The sequence below is a fragment of the Streptomyces sp. NPDC004609 genome (assembly GCF_042873655.1).
Classification (GTDB): domain Bacteria; phylum Actinomycetota; class Actinomycetes; order Streptomycetales; family Streptomycetaceae; genus Streptomyces.
Genome location: NZ_JBIALS010000006.1, coordinates 1 through 17821 on the forward strand (window position 1 = coordinate 1; position 17821 = coordinate 17821).

At 71.7% G+C, this 17821-nt stretch carries 15 protein-coding genes; 5 read left to right on the forward strand and 10 right to left on the reverse strand.

Annotated features, from left to right (window positions below; translation table 11 throughout):
• The coding region (locus tag ACFYT4_RS07610) for a C40 family peptidase (RefSeq protein ID WP_389266299.1) at window positions 1–947 on the forward strand (947 nt) is incomplete at its 5' end.
• Window positions 948–1296: 349 nt separating this feature from the next.
• Here the strand turns inward: ACFYT4_RS07610 and ACFYT4_RS07615 are convergent.
• The 4 genes from ACFYT4_RS07615 to ACFYT4_RS07630 form a co-directional block, all read right to left on the reverse strand.
• The gene (locus ACFYT4_RS07615) at window positions 1297–1650 is read right to left on the reverse strand and encodes a hypothetical protein (protein ID WP_389266301.1); all 354 of its coding nucleotides are present in this window, start codon (window positions 1648–1650) and stop codon (window positions 1297–1299) included.
• A gap of 33 nt (window positions 1651–1683) precedes the next feature.
• A complete protein-coding gene (locus ACFYT4_RS07620; RefSeq protein WP_389266303.1) occupies window positions 1684–3012 on the reverse strand; it encodes an alpha/beta hydrolase in 1329 nt (442 codons plus the stop codon).
• A 250-nt stretch (window positions 3013–3262) separates the two neighbouring features.
• Window positions 3263–3964: a LuxR C-terminal-related transcriptional regulator gene (locus tag ACFYT4_RS07625; RefSeq protein WP_389266305.1), complete on the reverse strand. Its 702-nt coding sequence runs from the start codon at window positions 3962–3964 to the stop codon at window positions 3263–3265.
• Window positions 3961–5256, reverse strand: coding sequence for a PspC domain-containing protein (locus ACFYT4_RS07630; RefSeq protein ID WP_389266307.1), 1296 nt, complete (start codon window positions 5254–5256; stop codon window positions 3961–3963). Before ACFYT4_RS07630 ends, ACFYT4_RS07625 begins: the two co-directional genes overlap by 4 nt.
• A gap of 367 nt (window positions 5257–5623) precedes the next feature.
• Between ACFYT4_RS07630 and ACFYT4_RS07635 the strand changes: the two genes are divergently transcribed.
• Window positions 5624–6934, forward strand: coding sequence for a PspC domain-containing protein (locus tag ACFYT4_RS07635; RefSeq protein WP_389266309.1), 1311 nt, complete (start codon window positions 5624–5626; stop codon window positions 6932–6934).
• A complete protein-coding gene (locus ACFYT4_RS07640; RefSeq protein WP_389266311.1) occupies window positions 6921–7280 on the forward strand; it encodes a hypothetical protein in 360 nt (119 codons plus the stop codon). Before ACFYT4_RS07635 ends, ACFYT4_RS07640 begins: the two co-directional genes overlap by 14 nt.
• Here the strand turns inward: ACFYT4_RS07640 and ACFYT4_RS07645 are convergent.
• From ACFYT4_RS07645 to guaA, 4 genes are all read right to left on the reverse strand, one after another.
• Window positions 7187–7717 (reverse strand): DoxX family protein, encoded by a 531-nt coding sequence (locus ACFYT4_RS07645; protein ID WP_389266313.1) that lies wholly within the window; start codon window positions 7715–7717, stop codon window positions 7187–7189. The two genes, ACFYT4_RS07640 and ACFYT4_RS07645, sit on opposite strands and share 94 nt — an antisense overlap.
• A 103-nt stretch (window positions 7718–7820) precedes the next feature.
• Complete coding sequence (locus ACFYT4_RS07650; protein ID WP_389266315.1) at window positions 7821–8621, reverse strand: class II aldolase/adducin family protein; 801 nt, start codon at window positions 8619–8621, stop codon at window positions 7821–7823.
• 48 nt (window positions 8622–8669) lie between these two features.
• A complete protein-coding gene (locus ACFYT4_RS07655) occupies window positions 8670–9284 on the reverse strand; it encodes a Uma2 family endonuclease (protein ID WP_389266317.1) in 615 nt (204 codons plus the stop codon).
• Between the two features lie 121 nt (window positions 9285–9405).
• Window positions 9406–11016, reverse strand: coding sequence for a glutamine-hydrolyzing GMP synthase (gene guaA / locus ACFYT4_RS07660; RefSeq protein ID WP_389266319.1), 1611 nt, complete (start codon window positions 11014–11016; stop codon window positions 9406–9408).
• Between the two features lie 433 nt (window positions 11017–11449).
• Between guaA and ACFYT4_RS07665 the strand changes: the two genes are divergently transcribed.
• Window positions 11450–11857, forward strand: coding sequence for a chorismate mutase (locus tag ACFYT4_RS07665; RefSeq protein WP_389266321.1), 408 nt, complete (start codon window positions 11450–11452; stop codon window positions 11855–11857).
• A 750-nt stretch (window positions 11858–12607) separates the two neighbouring features.
• Window positions 12608–13657, forward strand: coding sequence for a hypothetical protein (locus tag ACFYT4_RS07670; RefSeq protein WP_389266323.1), 1050 nt, complete (start codon window positions 12608–12610; stop codon window positions 13655–13657).
• Between the two features lie 261 nt (window positions 13658–13918).
• Here ACFYT4_RS07670 and ACFYT4_RS07675 read toward each other — a convergent pair whose 3' ends face one another.
• Window positions 13919–15844, reverse strand: a complete 1926-nt coding sequence (locus ACFYT4_RS07675) for a GMC oxidoreductase (protein ID WP_389266325.1) — start codon at window positions 15842–15844, stop codon at window positions 13919–13921.
• Between the two features lie 28 nt (window positions 15845–15872).
• On the reverse strand, window positions 15873–17696 hold the full coding sequence (locus ACFYT4_RS07680) for a succinic semialdehyde dehydrogenase (RefSeq protein WP_389266327.1): 1824 nt from the start codon (window positions 17694–17696) through the stop codon (window positions 15873–15875).
• Window positions 17697–17821 lie beyond the last annotated feature (125 nt).

Sequence of the window (17821 nt, forward strand, 5' to 3'; positions counted from 1 at the left end):
CGCAGCCCCATCACCTACGAAGCCACACTCGAAGCACCACCAACTACGCTGGCATCAGCCGCATAACCCGTGTTCAGGATTCGGGGTCAAGGCCCGTCAGCCCGACGGCCGCGCTGCTGTTCGCGGACAGCCCGCAGCAGTACTTCGACCAGACCCAGCTGATGGACCGGATGACGGACCGTCAGCGCGAGGTCATCACCGACTACGAGACCCGGCGGGCCGAGGCCACCGAGCAACGGGCGCTGGCCGCGCGGAGCCTGGAGTCACTCGCCGAGTCGCAGGAGACCCTGCGCAACGGCAAGCAGCGGGTGCAGTCGAAGCTGGCCGAGGCGCGCTCCCTGCTGTCCCAGCTGACGGCGGAGAAGAAGGCCCGGCTCGCGGCGATCGAGCGCGAGAAGGAGGCCGAGGCCCGCCGCCGGGCCGAGGCCAAGGCCGAGCAGGAGGCCCGGGAGCGGCAGAAGGCGGAGGCCGAGCGCAAGCGCCTGGAGAAGCAGCGCGAGCAGAGCCGCCCGCCCGGGAGCGGCACAGGCGGCGGCTCCGGAACGGGTACGGGATCGGGCACCGGTACGGGCCAGGGGCAGGGGTCCGGCAGCTCCACCGCCAAGGCCGACAAGGTTCTCTCCTTCGCCCGCGCCCAGCTCGGCAAGCCGTACGTCTGGGGCGCGGCCGGGCCGAGCTCGTACGACTGCTCCGGGCTGACGCAGGCGGCCTGGAAGGCGGCCGGCGTGACTCTCCCGCGCACCACCTGGGACCAGGTGAAGACCGGCACCCGGGTGGCGGCCAAGGATCTGCGCCCCGGTGACCTGGTCTTCTTCTACAGCGACATCAGCCATGTCGGTGTCTACATCGGCGGCGGCAAGATGATCCACGCGCCGAAACCCGGCGCGGATGTCCGCGAGGAGTCGATCTACTACATGCCGACCCACAGCGGCGTGCGCCCCGCCTGACGGCGCCCGCGCCCGGACCGGCACGGCGGCGCTGCCGTACGACCGCGCTCCCGGGCGCCCGGCGTCCTCCGGCGCCCCGTGCCCGCCGGGCTGCCGGGCGTGGGCGAGCCCGGTCGCGCACGTCGCCGGGAAGCCGTCGCCCCCGCGGTCCGGCTCCCGGCGGGCTCGCCGCCGCGCGGGGTACACGGGCCGTTGGGCTCCCCGTACCGCCGGGCTCGTGGTCACGGGTTCACGGACGGCTGACGTCCGGATCCGGCGGGCGGCGGGTCCCGGTCCGGCACCATGGGCCCGGGTACGGCGGGCGGGTCCCGGTCCGGAGCGACAAGGCCCGGATCCGGCGGGCGGCGGGTCAGGTCCAGACCGTCGCGATGAAGATGTTCGCCATCGTGAGGCCGCCGACCGTGCCGAACAGGGCCTTGTCCACCGTCTCCTCGTCCCGCTTGACGTACACCAGGCCCAGGATCACCACCAGCACCGCCATCTTGACGCCGATCTTGATGTTGTTGACCGTCTGGTCGTCCGCCTGGTTCAGCCCGACCAGCGCCACCCCCGTGACCAGCATCGTCAGCGCGCCGTGGAGCATGCCCGGGGTGAAGCGGGCGGTGCGCTGCCCCATCGCCTTCATCTGGGTGAGGAAGCCGCCCAGCAGGGCCGCGATGCCGATGACGTGCAGGGCCACGAAGACATTGATGAGTACGTCCATGTGGCGGAGCCTAACCTCCCCATTTCGCCCCACTCAGGGCAGGTGGACCTCACCCGGCGCCCCACCCCGCACCTCACCCGGCGCCGCCCCACCCGGCGCCTCGGCCGTGGAGCCCGTGGCCCTCCCCGAACCGGAACCGGAACCCGAACCCGAACCGGAACCGACGTCGACCGAGGGGCCGCCCGGGGCATCGGCCGGGCCGCCGTCCGGCGTCCGCCGCGCCCGGCTCCCGCCGCCCCAGTCCTCCAGGCCCATCCGCAGCGTCAGCCACTCGAAGAGATACGGGACCTGCGCCTTCCACACCCAGGTCGAGTGCCCGCCCTTGATGGCCCGCATGTCCACCCTCGTCGGCGGCTCGGCCTCCGCCCTGAGCGCGAGGCCGGGCAGATAGCCGTCCGCGCCCTGCCCCACCGCCAGCAGGGAGACCCGGGGCGGGACCGCCGCCGACCGCAGGATGTTCAGTACGTCGTTCTCACGGCGCAGCTCCGGGTCCGCGCCGGTGAGCGAGGACTTCTCCGCGGCCGGATCGTTGTAGCCGGACAGGCTGACGGCGGCGGAGTAGCGGTCGGGGTGGGCGAGGGCCAGCTTGGCCGCGCCGTGCCCGCCCGACGAGTAGCCCGCGATGGCCCAGCCTCCAGGGGCGAGGGAGACGCGGAAGTTGTCGGCGACCATGTTGCGGACGTCGACGCTCAGCCAGCTGTCCGCGTTGATCCTGCCCGGGATGTTCGCGTACCCGTGGTCCTCCGCGCCCAGCAGCATCGTGCGGGGCGCGACCAGGATGAACGGCGCGACCCTGCCCGACTCGATCAGCGGCTCGATCTGGTCGGGAGTCTTCAGCTTGGTGAACCAGTTCTTCGAGGATCCGGGGAAGCCCGGAAGCAGCTCAACGACGGGGAACTTCCGGTTCCGGTGGGCGGGGTGGCCGTACTGCGGCGGCAGCCAGACGTAGACCTCGCCCTCCACGCCCGAGAGCCCGCCCTTGAGATGGGTGCGGAGCATCTCACCGCCGGTCCCGGAGTCCGTCACCTTCTCGAAGTCCTGGCGCAGCGGCGGCATCGACGAGACGCGCCCGCCGCCGGTTCCGTCCGGCCCCAGGTCGGCGGCCCGTTCCACATGGCTCGACATGCCGAGAAGGTCGCTCCAACTGTCGTACAGGCCGTTGGAGTTGTTCACCATGACGAAGACCATCAGGACGGCCGCGGCCTGGGCGGAGACCACCATGAGCAGGCGGAACGCGCCCCGTACGAGCGCGGGTCCGCGCACCCGGCTCCACAGCAGGAGCGGAAGCAGCACGGTGATCACGACCAGCGCGATCGTGGTCGCGAAGAAGGTGTTCCCCGTCAGATTCATTACGTACGGCAAGAGGTGAACACTACGTGGACGGTTGCCCGGCGCTGTCCCGATCGGCCCACGCGACCGACCCGCACACACGCGAACACGGCCACGACGCCAACCACGGCCACGGCCATCGCGGCGGCCGCCACCACGACCACGGCACGGCCACGGCGACGACCGCGGCCATGGCCCCGGTCAGGAGTGCGCCCGCGCCGCGATCACGTCATGCACGGGAAGTACCGGACGGACGCTCCGAAGCGTCGGCCAATTCGTCCCGTCACACCAGCCGACGCGCCGTGGCCCACCTGGTCAGCTCATGACGGTTCGACAGCTGGAGCTTGCGCAGCACCGCGGACACATGGGACTCGACCGTCTTGACGGAGATGAAGAGCTGCTTGGCGATCTCCTTGTACGCGTATCCGCGGGCGATCAGGCGCAGTACTTCCCGCTCGCGCTGGGTGAGCCGGTCGAGATCCTCGTCGACCGGGGGCGCGTCCGTCGACGCGAAGGCGTCGAGCACGAAGCCCGCGAGCCGCGGCGAGAACACGGCGTCGCCGTCCTGCACCCGGAAGACGGAGTCCACCAGGTCCGTACCCGTGATCGTCTTGGTGACATAGCCCCGGGCGCCGCCCCGGATCACCCCGATCACATCCTCCGCCGCGTCCGACACCGACAGGGCGAGGAACCGCACGGGGTTCTCGGAGGCCGCCATCAGCGAGGCGCAGCGCCGCAGTACCTCGACCCCGCCGCCGCCGGGAAGGTGGACGTCCAGCAGCACGACCTCGGGACGGGTCGCCGTGATGACGGTGACCGCCTGGTCCACGTCGGCGGCCTCGCCGACGACCTCGACGCCGGTGAGGTCGGTCCGGCCGATCTCCGCCTGCACCCCCGTACGGAACATGCGGTGGTCGTCGACGAGCACGACCCGCACCCGCCGCCCGGCCGCGCCCTCCGTCTGTCCGGTCTGTTCGGCCGTCATCCGTCCTCCCTCTCCATCCTCAGCTCCACTTCCGTGCCCTCCCCGGGCGTCGAGGTGAGCCGCGCCGTCCCGCCGTTGCGCTGCATCCGTCCGATGATCGATTCCCTGACGCCCATCCTGTCGCGTGGCACGGAATCCGGATCGAAGCCCGGCCCCCGGTCCCGGACGGAGACGAAGACCGTACGGCCCTCGACCTCGGCGAAGACCTGGACCGCGCCTCCCCCGCCACCGTACTTGGCCGCGTTCACCATGGCCTCACGCGCGGCCTGCATACATGCGGCCATTTTCTCGTCGAGCGGGCAGTCGCCGACGACGACCACCTCCAGCGGCACGCCGTGCTGGTCCTCGACCTCGGCGGCGGCCTTCTTCACCGCCTCCGCGAGGGTGTCGGGTTCCTCGTCCTCCTCCTTGCCGGTTCCTTCCGGTTTGTACAGCCAGTTCCTCAGCTCGCGCTCCTGGGCGCGGGCGAGGCGGCGCACCTCCCCTGCGTCGTCCGCGTTCCGCTGGATCAGGGTGAGGGTGTGCAGGACGGAGTCGTGGACATGGGCGGCGACCTCGGCGCGCTCCTGGGCACGGATGCGCATCGTCCGCTCCTCGGTGAGGTCCTGGGTCATCCGTACGAGCCAGGGCCCGGCGAGCAGCGCGACCCCCGCGATGACGGCGATCGCGGCGGTGAGGACATTGCCGAGCTGGGCGGCGGAGCCGCGGACGACGATGAAGACCGCGAGTCCCATGCCGACCAGCGCCACCCCGGCGACGCCCCGGGCCAGCTGAAAGAGCCGCAGACGGCGGGTGTCGGCCTCGGTCCAGCTGGCACGCCGCGCGTTGTCCGCCTGGCGCCAGACCAGGATCACGCCCGCGCCGGTCAGCAGCATCGGCCAGACGTAGCGGTTGGCGCTGCTGGAGGTGTCGAGGTCGCCGATGAAGATCGCGCCGCCGAGGAGCAGCGCGAACATGGCGAACAGCTGGCCCTTGTCGGGCTTGCGGAGTCGTCGTCTGCCGTCGTCCGTGAGCTCGAAGAGGGAGCGCGGCTCGGCGGTCCGGCCCCCGACGCCGAGCGGGACGACGACCCAGAACACCGCGTACAGCAGGATGCCGAGGCCGTCCGTCATCACCAGCGCGAAGAAGACGAGACGCACCCAGATGACGGGCAGACCCAGATGACCGGCGAGCCCGCGCGCCACACCGCCGAGAAGCCGGCCGTCGGCACTGCGGTACAGCTTGCGCAGCGGTACGTCCTCGGCCGCGGGGGCGCGCGAGGATGCGGCGGAGCGTGGCATGGCGACGGGCATGACCCGATCGTCACACGGGATGACGGGTGCCGGGTATCAGGGTCGCCCCCCAATTGGATATCAGGGAAGCGCCAGGGTCACCTCGGGTGCCGTCGCGGGCGGGCGCCCGTCACCATGGGGGTATGACTCAGCACCATGGGGGTACGACTCGGCCGGCCTCCACCGAGACGCTGTGCGCTCCGGCCACCGGCGGCGGCCCGCGGCGCGCCGCGCCGTCGCCCGACGGCCCGCGCCGGGACACCGCGTACCGGGTCACCGCGTACCGGATCAGCGCCCGGCGGGTCACGGCCCCTCCCGTCATCGCTCACCGGGCCGGTCGCCCGCGGGTCGCGGTGCACCGGGCCGGCGCCCGCCGGGCGGTGTGCGCATGACCGGGCAGCCGACGGCTCCGTCCGGTACGGCCGAGGTGCACCCCGGCGGGCCCGGCGGCCCGCCGCTGCGCCGTGATCCCCGCCACAAGGCGCTGGCCGGTGTCTGCGGCGGGCTCGGCCGGCACTGCGACATCGACCCGGTGATCTTCCGGATCGTGATCGGGGTGCTCTCGGTGACCGGCGGTGTCGGCCTGATCTTCTACGGCTTCGCCTGGCTGCTGATCCCCGCGGAGGACGACGAGGAGAGCGAGATCCGGCGGCTGCTGTCAGGGCGGGTCGACGGCGCGGCGCTCACCGCGGTGTTCCTCGCGCTGATCGGCTGCGGGATCTTCCTGACGATGCTGAACAGCAGCGGAGCGCTCGCGTTCGCCGCTCTGCTGTCGCTCGCGGTCGCGGGCGGGAGCGTGTGGTCGCAGCGCCGCCGCGGCGCGCCTCCGGACGCCCCGCTGGACCCGGCGACGGCGCACGCGGTGGCCGACGCGCCGCCCGAGACGAAGGCCCCGCCCGCTCCGGACAGCCCGTCGTGGTGGCGGGATCCGATCGTCAAGGACGGTACGACGGGTCCGGTGCCGTCGGGATACCTGTGGGGTCCGGAGAACGCGGCGGACGAGAGCGCGGACAAGCCCTCGCCCTGGTACCGCAGCGGCGCCCCGCTCCGCCGGGAGCGGCCCCGCGGCCCGCGCGGGATCGGGAGCACGGTCTTCGGCCTCGCGGTCGTCGCGTGCTTCCTGGGCACCCGGCTGAGCTGGGACGGCAACCCGCTGGGCACGAGCCTGCAGATCGGGCTGGCCTGCGCGCTGGGTGTGTTCGGCGCCGGGATGACCGTCAGCTCGGTGCTGGGCCGCACGGGCATCGGTACGACCCTGTTGACGATGGTCACGGCCGTACTGCTGGCGGGCGCGGCCGGCCTCCCCAAGAGCATCAGCACCCAGTGGGTGGACGCCTCCTGGACACCGGCCACCGTCGCCGCCGTCGAGCCGCGGTACGACCTGGGCTCGGGCGTGGCGACCCTCGATCTGTCGGCGCTGAAGGTCCCGGCCGGGCAGACCGTCGCCACCCGCGCGGACGTCGGAGCGGGCCGGCTCAAGGTGGTCCTGCCGAAGGACACGCGGGTCACCCTGCTGGCCGAGACGGGCATCGGTGACATCCGGCTCCCCGGTGACACGCCGAACGACATCGACGTCGCCATCGGCCAGGAGCGGAAGCAGGTCCTGGCCGCGCCGAAGGGCGCGAAGCCCTCGGGCACGGTGACGCTGCATCTGGAAGTGGGCCTCGGACAGGTGGAGGTGTTCCGTGAGGCGTCCTGACCCTCTGACCCGGACCGGCGGACCGGCAGGTGAGCGCGGCGCCGCGAGCCGGCCGGGCGCGGACCCGGACGACCCGCGCCCCGGGCTCGTACACGGATTCAGGCCCGGCAAGGTGGTCGCCGGAGCGGCCGTGCTCACCGCGGCCCTGCTGTACGCGGGGGACGCGGCCGGTGCCTGGCGGATCCCCTGGTTCGTGGCCTTCCCGGTGGTCTTCGGCGGACTGTTCCTGGCCGCGGTGGTGAGCGTCGCCGACTACGGCATCCGCCGCCGCCGTTCGGCGATCCAGGCGTCGAGGGAGAGCATCGGCGCCCCGGCGAGCACCAGCGGCAGCCAGGCCATCAGATAGACGAGGTCGTTGCCGTAGTAGTACGGATCGGCCTGCCAGCTGACCGTCAGCCACAGGCTCAGGGAGATCAGCGCCCCGCCGAGCGCCGCGAACCGGGCCAGCAGGCCCACGATCGTGCCGACGCCGACGGCCACCTCGCCGAGGGCGATGGCATAGCCGAAGCCCTCCGGGTTCCTGAGCGCGAGATCGACCAGTTGGGGCACGGCGGAGCTGTCGCGCAGACCGCGCATCAGCGCGCCGATGGAGCCATCGCCGGTGGCCGCCAGGAACCGGCTGTCCGTGAGCTTGTCGATTCCGGCGTAGATGAAGGTCACGCCGAGGAAGAGGCGCAGCGGGAGCAGGGCGTACCGGCCCGCCCTCTCCCGCAGACCGGCGCCTTCCGGCTGCCCGCCGTCGACCGTGCCGTACCCGGTTGTGGTCCCGTATGTGTGTGTCATCGCTGGTTCCGCCTTCGGTGGACGCGTCCGACCCGTCAACTGACGATACGTACGACATCGCAGCCCCGCTCATCTGACCCCGACGCGATCCGCCGAAACGGTCTCACGGCCGGTCCTGAGCCCCGGAAGTGTCCTCGCACCACTGCCGCCACAGGGGCTGATAGCTGATCCAGGCGACCAGATCGGTGCCGAGCTGCTCCCTGGTCGCCACCGCGTCACGGTGCCCGATCGGTACCGGATTGCCCGCCGCGCCCGCCGCCAGCTGCACCTGTGCGCAGCGCTCCATCGAGATGAACCACCAGGCCGCCGCGTCGACCGAGTCCCCGACGGTCAGCAGACCGTGATTGCGCAGGACGACCGCTTTGTACGCCCCGAGGGCCACCGCGATCCGCCGCCCCTCCTCCTCGTCGACGGCCACCCCGGTGTACGCGTCGACCAGCGCGTGGTCCTCGTAGAACGCGCACGCCTCCTGGGTGATCGGTTCGATCAGCTGCCCCAGCGCGGCGAGCGCCCGCCCGTGGACCGAGTGCGTGTGCGCAACGGCGACGACCTCGGGCCGCGCCCGGTGGACCTGGGCGTGCACGGCGAAGGCGGCCTGGTTGATGTGGTGAAGCCCGGAGAGGACCTGGCCCTGCTCATTGACGAGGACAAGGTCGGCGGCGGTGAGCCGGGCGAAGGGGACGCCGAAGGGGTTCACCCAGAAACAGCCCGCGAACTCGGGGTCCCGCGCGGTGATGTGACCGGACACCCCGTCCTCGTATCCCAGCCGCCCGAAGATCCGCAGCGCCCCGGCGAGCCGCTCCTTGCGGTGCGCGCGCTCGTCGTCCGGGGACTCGTGCACGGCCGGAAGGGCGAATCGCAGCTGGTCGACCGGTACCGGGAGGGGGGCTGGCGTCTGCGTCATGCGCGGAAGGTAGCGCGCGTCGGTGCAGGTGAACAGAGACGTGCGGGATCAATCGGCCCGGGGGCGGCGACGGTTCACGGCGGTGAGGTCGATGTCGATGTCGAAGGGGGCGGTGAGCTTGAGACGGTCGCGGTGGATGCCGTTGGGGGTGTACGACTCGGTGGAGGGGTCCAGCTCGTAGACGTACACGATCGGCAGGCCGTTGTTCTCCTCCACCCGCCAGAAGTGGGGGACTCCGGCGGCGGCGTACTTCCGGGGCAGCACCTCGCGGTCCCGCGCCTCCGAGTCCGGGGAGACGATCTCGACGGCGAGGACGACGCCCTCGGGCGCGTACCAGGTCTGGTCGGGTCCGGTGTCGGCCTCGGCCTTGTACACGAGGATGTCGGGCTCCGGGCGGTTCTTGAGATCCAGCTTGATCGTCATCTCACGGTCGACGTCGAGATGATCGGGCATCTGCCCCAGGAGGCTGCTCTCCAGCAGGTACATCATCCGTCCGTGGAACTTGCGTTGCGGACTCACGAAGACGAGGCTCCCGTCGATCAGCTCCGTGTGCGGAGGAAGGTCCGGAAGCCGGTCGAGGTCGTCCGCCGTCCAGCCGCCCGGGGGCGGAACCGGATAGTCGCGGAACCGCTCATCCAGTTCGTACTCGGGTGCGGCGCTCATGATTGCTCCCATGCGACGCGTCTCGCGTCCCAGGCCAGCGTATCGAGCCGGTACGACAATGCCGTCGCTCAATCGAGTGAGCGACGGCATGACGTTGACGCTGCGGGCGCCCCGCGTGGGGCTACTCCCACTCGATCGTGCCCGGCGGCTTGCTGGTCACGTCCAGGACCACGCGGTTCACATCGGCGACCTCGTTGGTGATCCGGGTGGAGATCTTCGCGAGCACGTCGTACGGCATACGCGTCCAGTCCGCCGTCATCGCGTCCTCGGAGGAGACGGGACGGAGCACGATCGGGTGGCCGTACGTCCGGCCGTCACCCTGGACGCCGACGCTGCGGACATCCGCGAGCAGGACCACCGGGCACTGCCAGATGTCACGGTCGAGACCGGCGGCCGTCAGCTCCTCCCGGGCGATGGCGTCGGCCTCGCGCAGCAGGTCCAGCCGCTCGCGCGTGATGTCACCGACGATACGGATACCGAGGCCGGGGCCCGGGAAGGGCTGGCGCTGGACGATCTCCTCCGGCAGGCCCAGCTCCTGGCCGACCATCCGGACCTCGTCCTTGAACAGCTTGCGCAGCGGCTCGACGAGCTGGAACTCCAGGTCCTCGGGGAGCCCGCCCACATTGTGGTGGGACTTGATGTTCGCGGTGCCGGTGCCGCCGCCGGACTCGACGACGTCCGGGTAGAGCGTGCCCTGGACGAGGAAGGCGACCTCCTCGCCGTCGGCCGCGCCCTCCGCGACGATCTCGGCCTGCGCCTGCTCGAAGACGCGGATGAACTCCCGGCCGATGATCTTCCGCTTCTCCTCGGGGTCGGAGACTCCGGCCAGGGCGGTGAGGAACCGCTCCTCGGCGTCGACGACCTTCAGCTGGACGCCCGTGGCCGCGACGAAGTCCTTCTCGACCTGCTCGGTCTCGCCCTTGCGCATCAGCCCGTGGTCGACGTACACACAGGTCAGCTGGGAGCCGATGGCCTTCTGGACGAGCGCGGCGGCCACGGCGGAGTCGACGCCTCCGGAGAGTCCGCAGATCGCGCGCCTGGTGCCGACCTGCTCGCGGATGGCCGCGACCTGCTCCTCGATGACGTTCCCCGTGGTCCAGTTCGGCTCGATGCCGGCGCCCCGGTAGAGGAAGTGCTCCAGGACCTGCTGGCCGTAGGTGGAGTGCATCACCTCGGGGTGGTGCTGTACGCCGTACAGCTTCTTCTCGTCGTTCTCGAAGGCCGCGACCGGCACGACGTCGGTGGACGCGGTGACGGTGAAGCCCTCGGGCGCGGCGGAGCAGGCGTCGCCGTGCGACATCCAGACGGGCTGCTCGGCCGGGGTGCCCTCGAAGAGCGTGGAGCCCGTCTTGGAGACGTGGAGCGCGGTACGCCCGTACTCCCGCGCACCCGTGTTGTCGACCGTGCCGCCGAGTGCCGTCGCCATCAGCTGGAAGCCGTAGCACATGCCGAAGACGGGCACCCCGGCCTCGAAGATCTCCCGGTCCAGGCGGGGCGCGCCCTCCGCGTAGACGGAGGAGGGACCGCCGGAGAGGATGATCGCCCGCGGGTTCCTGGCCAGCATCTCGGCCACGGGCATCGAGGACGGAACGATCTCGCTGTAGACCCGGGCCTCACGGACGCGGCGGGCGATGAGCTGGGCGTACTGCGCGCCGAAGTCGACAACGAGGACGACGTCCGGGGTGTCCGGCGTGGTGTTGTCGGGCGCGGCAGCGGGGGACGCTGATGACACTGGCGGCCTTCCGGCGGGATGGGGCGGGGGTCGGTCTTTCCGATTCTACTTGGGGGCGCGGGGTGACCTCTCCGTGCAGGCGTGACTTCTCCGTGCAGGCGTGACTTCTCCGTGCAGGCGTGACTTCTCCGAGTACGGGAGGGCCGCGGGCCCGGTGCGGGTCCGCGGGCGGTGCCGGCCGGGGGTGTCTCACGATCCGGGTCCCGCTTTGTCCGCCGGGCGGCCACGGGGCCATACTGTCCGCATGCGTCAGCAGCTCAGCTCCGTCTTTATCTATGGCACCCGGCCCGTCCGGCTGCCATGGTCGTGCTGCTTGAGCCACTGACAAGCGACTTCCACAGGCGCCCCGGGCCGACAAGGCCCGGGGCGCTCTGCCGTTTCCGGACCCTGTGCCCGGGGGCCACCCGAGTACCCGACTACGAGGAGCCACCCGATGCCCATGAACACGAGCACGAGCACGAGCGTGAACCCGAGCACCAGCACGACCCCGATCCCGAGCGCGAATGCAGGTGCGGACACGGTGATCGATGTGAGGAGCGCGACGCCCGGGAGGAACCCGAGGCCGGCCGCCGCGGACACCGGCGCCCGTACCGAGGAGGCGGCCGATGTGATCGCCTCCGCCCGTGAGCGGATCGACGCGCTCGACGACCGGATCATCGGTCTCGTACAGGAGCGGATGGCGATCTCCGCGGTCGTCCAGGAGGCCCGGATCTCCTCCGGTGGCCGCCGGGTCAGCCTCTCCCGCGAGATGGAGGTCCTCGGCCACTACCGCGACGCGCTCGGAAAGCCGGGCACCTCGCTGGCCATGACGCTGCTGGAGCTGTGCAGGGGCCGGATCTGAGGCCCCGCGGCACCCCGGGGCCGCAACTGAGTTCGGGTCCGCTCTCACCCGTACGGAGCGTGACCGCGGGCGACGGGGCTTCGTTGGTCCCGATGTCCGTGCCAGCCAGGGGCGGCCCCGCAGGAAAACCACGCGTGGCTTCGCTGGAGCGTGTGACGTACCCGGGTACTCCCCGGGTACGTCGTGGGACCTCGCCCCAGCGCACGTGACCGGTCGGCAGGGGACAGCAGCCCGGTCACCCAGGCGGTCGGTTCCGGGGACGCCCGGAACCGGCCGCAATCCGTCCCCAACGGTTGCGCAAGCCGCGACTCGTCCAGGACGATGCAAAACCAGCGCATCCCCCCACTGCGCGCCCCCCGAGCGCTCCCACACGCCGGGCCGACCGACCCCTCCCCACGCGGCGCAACCCCCCGGCGCCGCGTCTCGGCACCGACGCTGCCCTGACGTCGGTGCTGACCGCCAAGGGCCCCGCGGCACACATCCCGCGGGGCCCTTGCCTTGCGCCCCGGCGCCCACGACGCCGGTACCGGCGGGCGCCCGGCACGGGTTGCCGCACACCTCAGCGAGGTCTCACCAGCTCCCCGTGACCGATGCCACATAAGGTTTTTGTGAAGCCGAGTGCAACCGTTTTGGCCATCCGGGGGTCATTCATGGCGTACCAACGGCCACATCCGTACATCCGAGTCACGGAGTGGCCCGCTCGATGCAGGTGCCGCGTGATGTGGTGCCCCTGGATTCACCGAGGTCTGAATGAAGCTCCGCCGCGCTGTGGCCGCCGCCGCCGCGACCGCAGTCATGGCTCCGGCCGTCCTCCTGGCCGCGCCGGCCGCGTATGCGACGGAGGCCGGCCCGTCGGCATCGCCGTCGCCGGACGGGTCCTCGCCCGCTGAGGAGCCCGGCGGAACGGAGAAGACCCCGGGTCAGGACCAGAAGCAGGACCAGGACCAGGGTCAGCAGGACAAGACCGGGGAGTCCAAGGCCGGCGAGTCGGGCAGCGACACGCCCGGGACGTCGAAGGACGGGGCGAAGGACGGCAAGGACGCCCCCGCCGGCGGCAAGGACGGCGCGGTAACGGCACCCGGCAAGGAGGACTCCCCCGCCGAAGGCGAGGAGGAGTTCCAGGAGTGCGCCACGGACTCCGACACCGAGGAGATCGTCACCGGGCTGCGCGGGCTGCCCACGAAGGTCGTGGCCGGATCGGGCTGGGTCGACTTCACCTACCGCGTGACCAACGAGTCCGAGAAGACCCTGGACTCCGTCGACGCCTATCTGGATCTCGGCGTCTTCACCGAGAAGGGTGAGGACGTCGCCGACCTCCTCACCTTCCAGTGGTGGTACGACGGCGCCTGGGAGGACATCGACCCCACGGATGACGCCTACATCGGTTCGCCCGAGCAGATCGAGCCGGGCGAGTACGCCGAGGCCAAGATGCGGCTGAAGGTGGACCGGAAGGCACCTGCGGCGTTCGCGGTGCTCATCACCTCCGGGGTGCACGTCACCACCGAGGGCGACTGCCTGTACACCGCGGACACGGAGTTCGAGTTCGAGATCCTCGCGGCGGGCAGCAAGCCCGGCAAGGTCGACGACGCGAAGGGCAAGCCGGGCAAGGGCAAGGACAAGCCCACCACCAAGACCGAACCGCAGGGCGGCCGGAAGGACATGCCCGTCACCGGCAACCTCGCCGCGACCGGTTCCAGTGACGTCCTGCCCACCCTCGGGATCATCGGCGGGATCGCCGTCGTCGCGGGTGCCGGTGTCGTCTTCGCCGTGAAGCGCCGCCGCTCGGACTCCGTCGCGTAGACGGGGGACGGCGCAGGACCGCGCCCGCCGGTTCCCGCGCCGGAGCAGGACCCACGACCGCCCCCGGCGGTCCACAAGAACACAGAGAGGCCGCTGCACTCGGAGGGGGGTGCAGCGGCCTCTCTGTCATGTCGTCCGGTCGTCGTTCAGGTCCGTCGTTTCGTCCGGTCGTTCAGGCCGCCCCATCCTCCGGTCGTTCCGGCCGCTCGGACGACACGACCGCCGTGAGACCACCGGGGACGGCCCGGTCGCCGTGGACGGTCAGGAGCGTTCACCGGGAAACGTGGGCATCCCCAGGAAGGGCAGCCGCAGCGCGCCGAACGCGTCCTCGGGCACCGCCGGGGACTTCGGGGCGACCGGAGCCGTCCGCCGGTACGGCTCCCCCTGCGCCGGACGGGGATCGGGCTCACCGCGGTTCGGCCACAGGGACATCGCCCGCTCCGCCTGAGCGGTGATCGTCAGGGACGGGTTGACCCCCGGATTCGCGCTGACGGCCGCGCCGTCCACGACCGAGATGCCCGGGTGGCCGAACAGCCGGTGGTACGGGTCGATCACACCGGACCCGGCGCTCGCCCCGATGGGGCAGCCGCCCAGGAAGTGTGCCGTGAGCGGGGTGCCCATCAGCTCGCCGACATTGGATCCGGCGAATCCGTTGATCTCCTCCGCGAGGAGGGACGCGGCTCGGGTGGCGGCCTCGATCTGGTTCGGGTTGGGAGCGCCGTGGCCCTGCCGGGCGGTGAGCAGCCCTTTGCCGGGGCCGCGCGGTCTGCGGTAGGTCGTCAGGGAGTTGTCCAGCGACTGCATGACCAGACCGATGATGGTCCGCTCCGACCAGCGCCGGTTGGACAGGGAGCGCGCGGCGAGCAGCGGGTGCCGGGCCATCGCGCCGAGCCAGCCGGCCACCCGGCCCCGGGGGCGGTAGGGGACCTGGAGGATCGTCAGCCCGCCCATGGCGTTGGATCCCCTCCCGTAACGGACCGGCTCGATATGGGTGTCGGCGTCGGGGTGGATGGAGGACGTGATCGCGACACCGCGCGTGAAGTCGACCCGGTCCGCGCCGTGGCGCTTGCGGTAGCGGCGGTCGTCGGTCTGCGCACCCACCAGGGCCTCGGAGTTCGTACGGGTCAGCTCGCCGAGCCGGGCCGGGATCCGGGGCAGCAGACCGGTGTCCCTCATCCGGTGGAGCAGGGTCTGGGTGCCGTACGTACCGGCCGCGAGGACGACCCGGCGGGCCGTGAACGTACGTCCCCTGCCCTTCCGTCTGTTGTCGCTGGGCAGGGTTGTGACGGCGTAGCCGCCCCGGCCGTCGTCGGTGAGGGTGACGGCCGTGGTCATCGGGTGGACGACGGCGCCCGCCCGCTCGGCGAGATGGAGGTAGTTCTCGTTCAGGGTGTTCTTCGCGCCGTGGCGGCAGCCGGTCATGCACTCGCCGCACTCGGTGCACGCCCGGCGGGAGGGCCCCGCTCCGCCGAAGTACGGGTCGGGCGTCTCCGTACCCGGTGCGGCCCGGGAACTGCCGTCGCCGTCCCGGCCGTCGCCGAAGTACACCCCCACCGGCGCCATGTGGAAGGTGTCGCCGATGCCCATCGCCTCGGCGGTCGCCTTCAGATGGACGTCGGACGGCGTCATGGTCGGGTTGAGCCGGACGCCGAGCATCCGCCGCGCCTGGTCGTAGTACGGCTTCAGCTCGTCCTGCCAGTCGGTGATGTCCTTCCACTGCGGATCCCGGAAGAACGCCTCCGGCGGTACGTAGAGTGTGTTGGCGTAGTTCAGCGAGCCGCCGCCCACCCCGGCTCCCGCCAGCACCATGACCTTGCCGAGGAGATGGATGCGCTGGATGCCGTAGAGCCCGAGCGCGGGGGCCCAGAGGAAGTTCCGCAGGTCCCAGGAGTTCCTGGGCAGCGTTTCGCGGGTGAAACGGCGGCCGGCCTCCAGGACACCGACCCGGTAGCCCTTCTCCGTGAGTCTCAGCGCCGAGACCGCACCGCCGAACCCGGAGCCGACGACGATCACGTCGTAGTCGTAGTTGTACTCGTGGTTGTGGTTCTGGCCGTGGCCGTACTCGTGGTCAGGGGCGGCGTCGGCGGAGGCGGCCGTGACGGGGGCGGGGTCGGTGCCGGGGTCGTACACTTCGTCGCCTCCGGACGGATCCTCCGGGCGTTCGCGGGCAGGGGGTATCTGCGGCATGGCTCTCCTCCGTACGGGAAACGGCCGGTCAGCGCAGGCGCAGCGCCTTCATCACCCTCAGCGAACGGTTCATCAGCTCCGCGTACGCCCCGTCGTCCATCCCGAACGACGGTGCCAGCGGCATCAGCCGCTGCTGGGCCACCGTCTGCGCCTCGGTGTACTTGAGAATCCCCTCCGAGCCGTGCCGCCTGCCGAGGCCGGAGTCCTTCATCCCGCCCATCGGGGACCGCACACTGCCGTACGCGGAGGCGTACCCCTCGTTGATGTTGACCGTGCCCGTGCGCAGCCGCGCGGCGATCTCGTGGCCGCGCCGGCCGTCACGCGTCCAGACGCTGGAGTTCAGTCCGTACGGGGTGGCGTTGGCCAGCTCGACGGCCTCGTCCTCGTCCGTGAAGCGGTAGACGGAGACGACCGGCCCGAAGGTCTCCTCCGTGCAGACGGCCATCGGCGGCTCGACGCCGTCGAGGATGGTCGGCTCGTAGAACAGGGGGCCGATGTCGGGGCGGGCCACACCGCCCGCGACGAGCGTCGCGCCCTTCGCGACGGCCTCGTCGACATGGCGGGTGACGGTCTCCAGCTGGCGCTCGCCGGCGAGGGAGCCCATATCCGCTCCGTACGACAGCGAGCCGCCGAGGCGCATCGCCTTCGTACGCTCGGCGAACCGCTCCACGAACCGGTCGGCGACCGACGCGTGGACGTACAGCCGCTCGACGGAGACGCAGAGCTGACCGGCGGAGGAGAAGCAGGCGCGGACGGCTCCGGCGGCGGCCTCGTCGAGGTCGGCGTCGTGCAGGACGAGCATGGCGTTCTTGCCGCCGAGTTCGAGGGAGACGCCGACCAGCCGGGCCGCCGCGCCCCGGGCGACTTCTCGGCCGGTGCGGGTGGAGCCGGTGAAGGAGACGTAGTCGGCGTGCCTGACGACCTCGGGGCCGACGACCGGGCCCTCGCCGAGGACGATCTGGAAGACGGCCTCGGGCAGACCGGCCTCGATGAGCAGATCACGGGCCCACAGGGCGGTCAGCGCGGTCTCGGTGTCGGGCTTCATCACGACCGCGTTGCCGGACACGAACGCGGGCAGCGCATCGCCGACGGACAGTTCAAGCGGGTAGTTCCAGGGCGCTATCTGGCCGACGATTCCGCGTGGATGGCGCAGTTCGGTGGTCTTGGTGAGGACCGGGATCACGCCCGTGTGCCGCCGGGGGCGCAGATACGCGCCCGCCCTGCGGCCGTAGTGCCGGGCGGCCACGGCGACGGCCTGGACCTCCTCGTGGGCGTGGAGGCGGGCCTTGCCGGTCTCCAGCTGGATGAGGTCGAGGACCTCGGCCTGGCGCTCCAGAAGGAGATCGTGGAAGCGCAGGAGGACGGCGGCGCGGGTGCGGACCGGTGTCGCGGCCCAGACGGGCTGCGCGGCGCGGGCGCGGGCGTACGCCTCGGCGACGTCCTCGGGTGTGGACTCGGGCAGGTCCGCCAGCTTCTTCCCGGTGAAGGGGGTGTGGTTGGCGGTACGGCCGGATCCGGCGACCCCCCGGGTGAGCTGGGCGACCACCTCCGGCGTGACCACGTCGGCGGCGGTCCGCGCGCCCGCCGGCGAGGGGGCGGCCGGATTGGTGCGGGGGCGCCCGGCCGTGGCGGCCCGCGCGTCCGCCGGGGCGACCGCGAGGGCGACCGCCGGGGATTCCGTGAGGGCGACCGCCGGGGATTCCGCCGGGGAAACCTCCTGGGAGTCCGCCGGTGCGGCCGACGAGGGGATCCCCGACCGGGCCGCCGGCGGGGCCGCCCGGTCGGTGGAGCCCGGGGAGCCGGCGGAGCCGGGGGAATCCGTCGAGCCGGTCGAGTCCGTCGCGTCCTTCATGGGGCCGAGGGTATGCCGGGTTCGCCGCTTTGGGTACCCGCCGGTAACAGCTTTCGACCACACCGCGCCATCACGCCAGCGTTCGCTGGCACATAAGCCCTGATCAGGGGCTCCTCGGGTGGTAC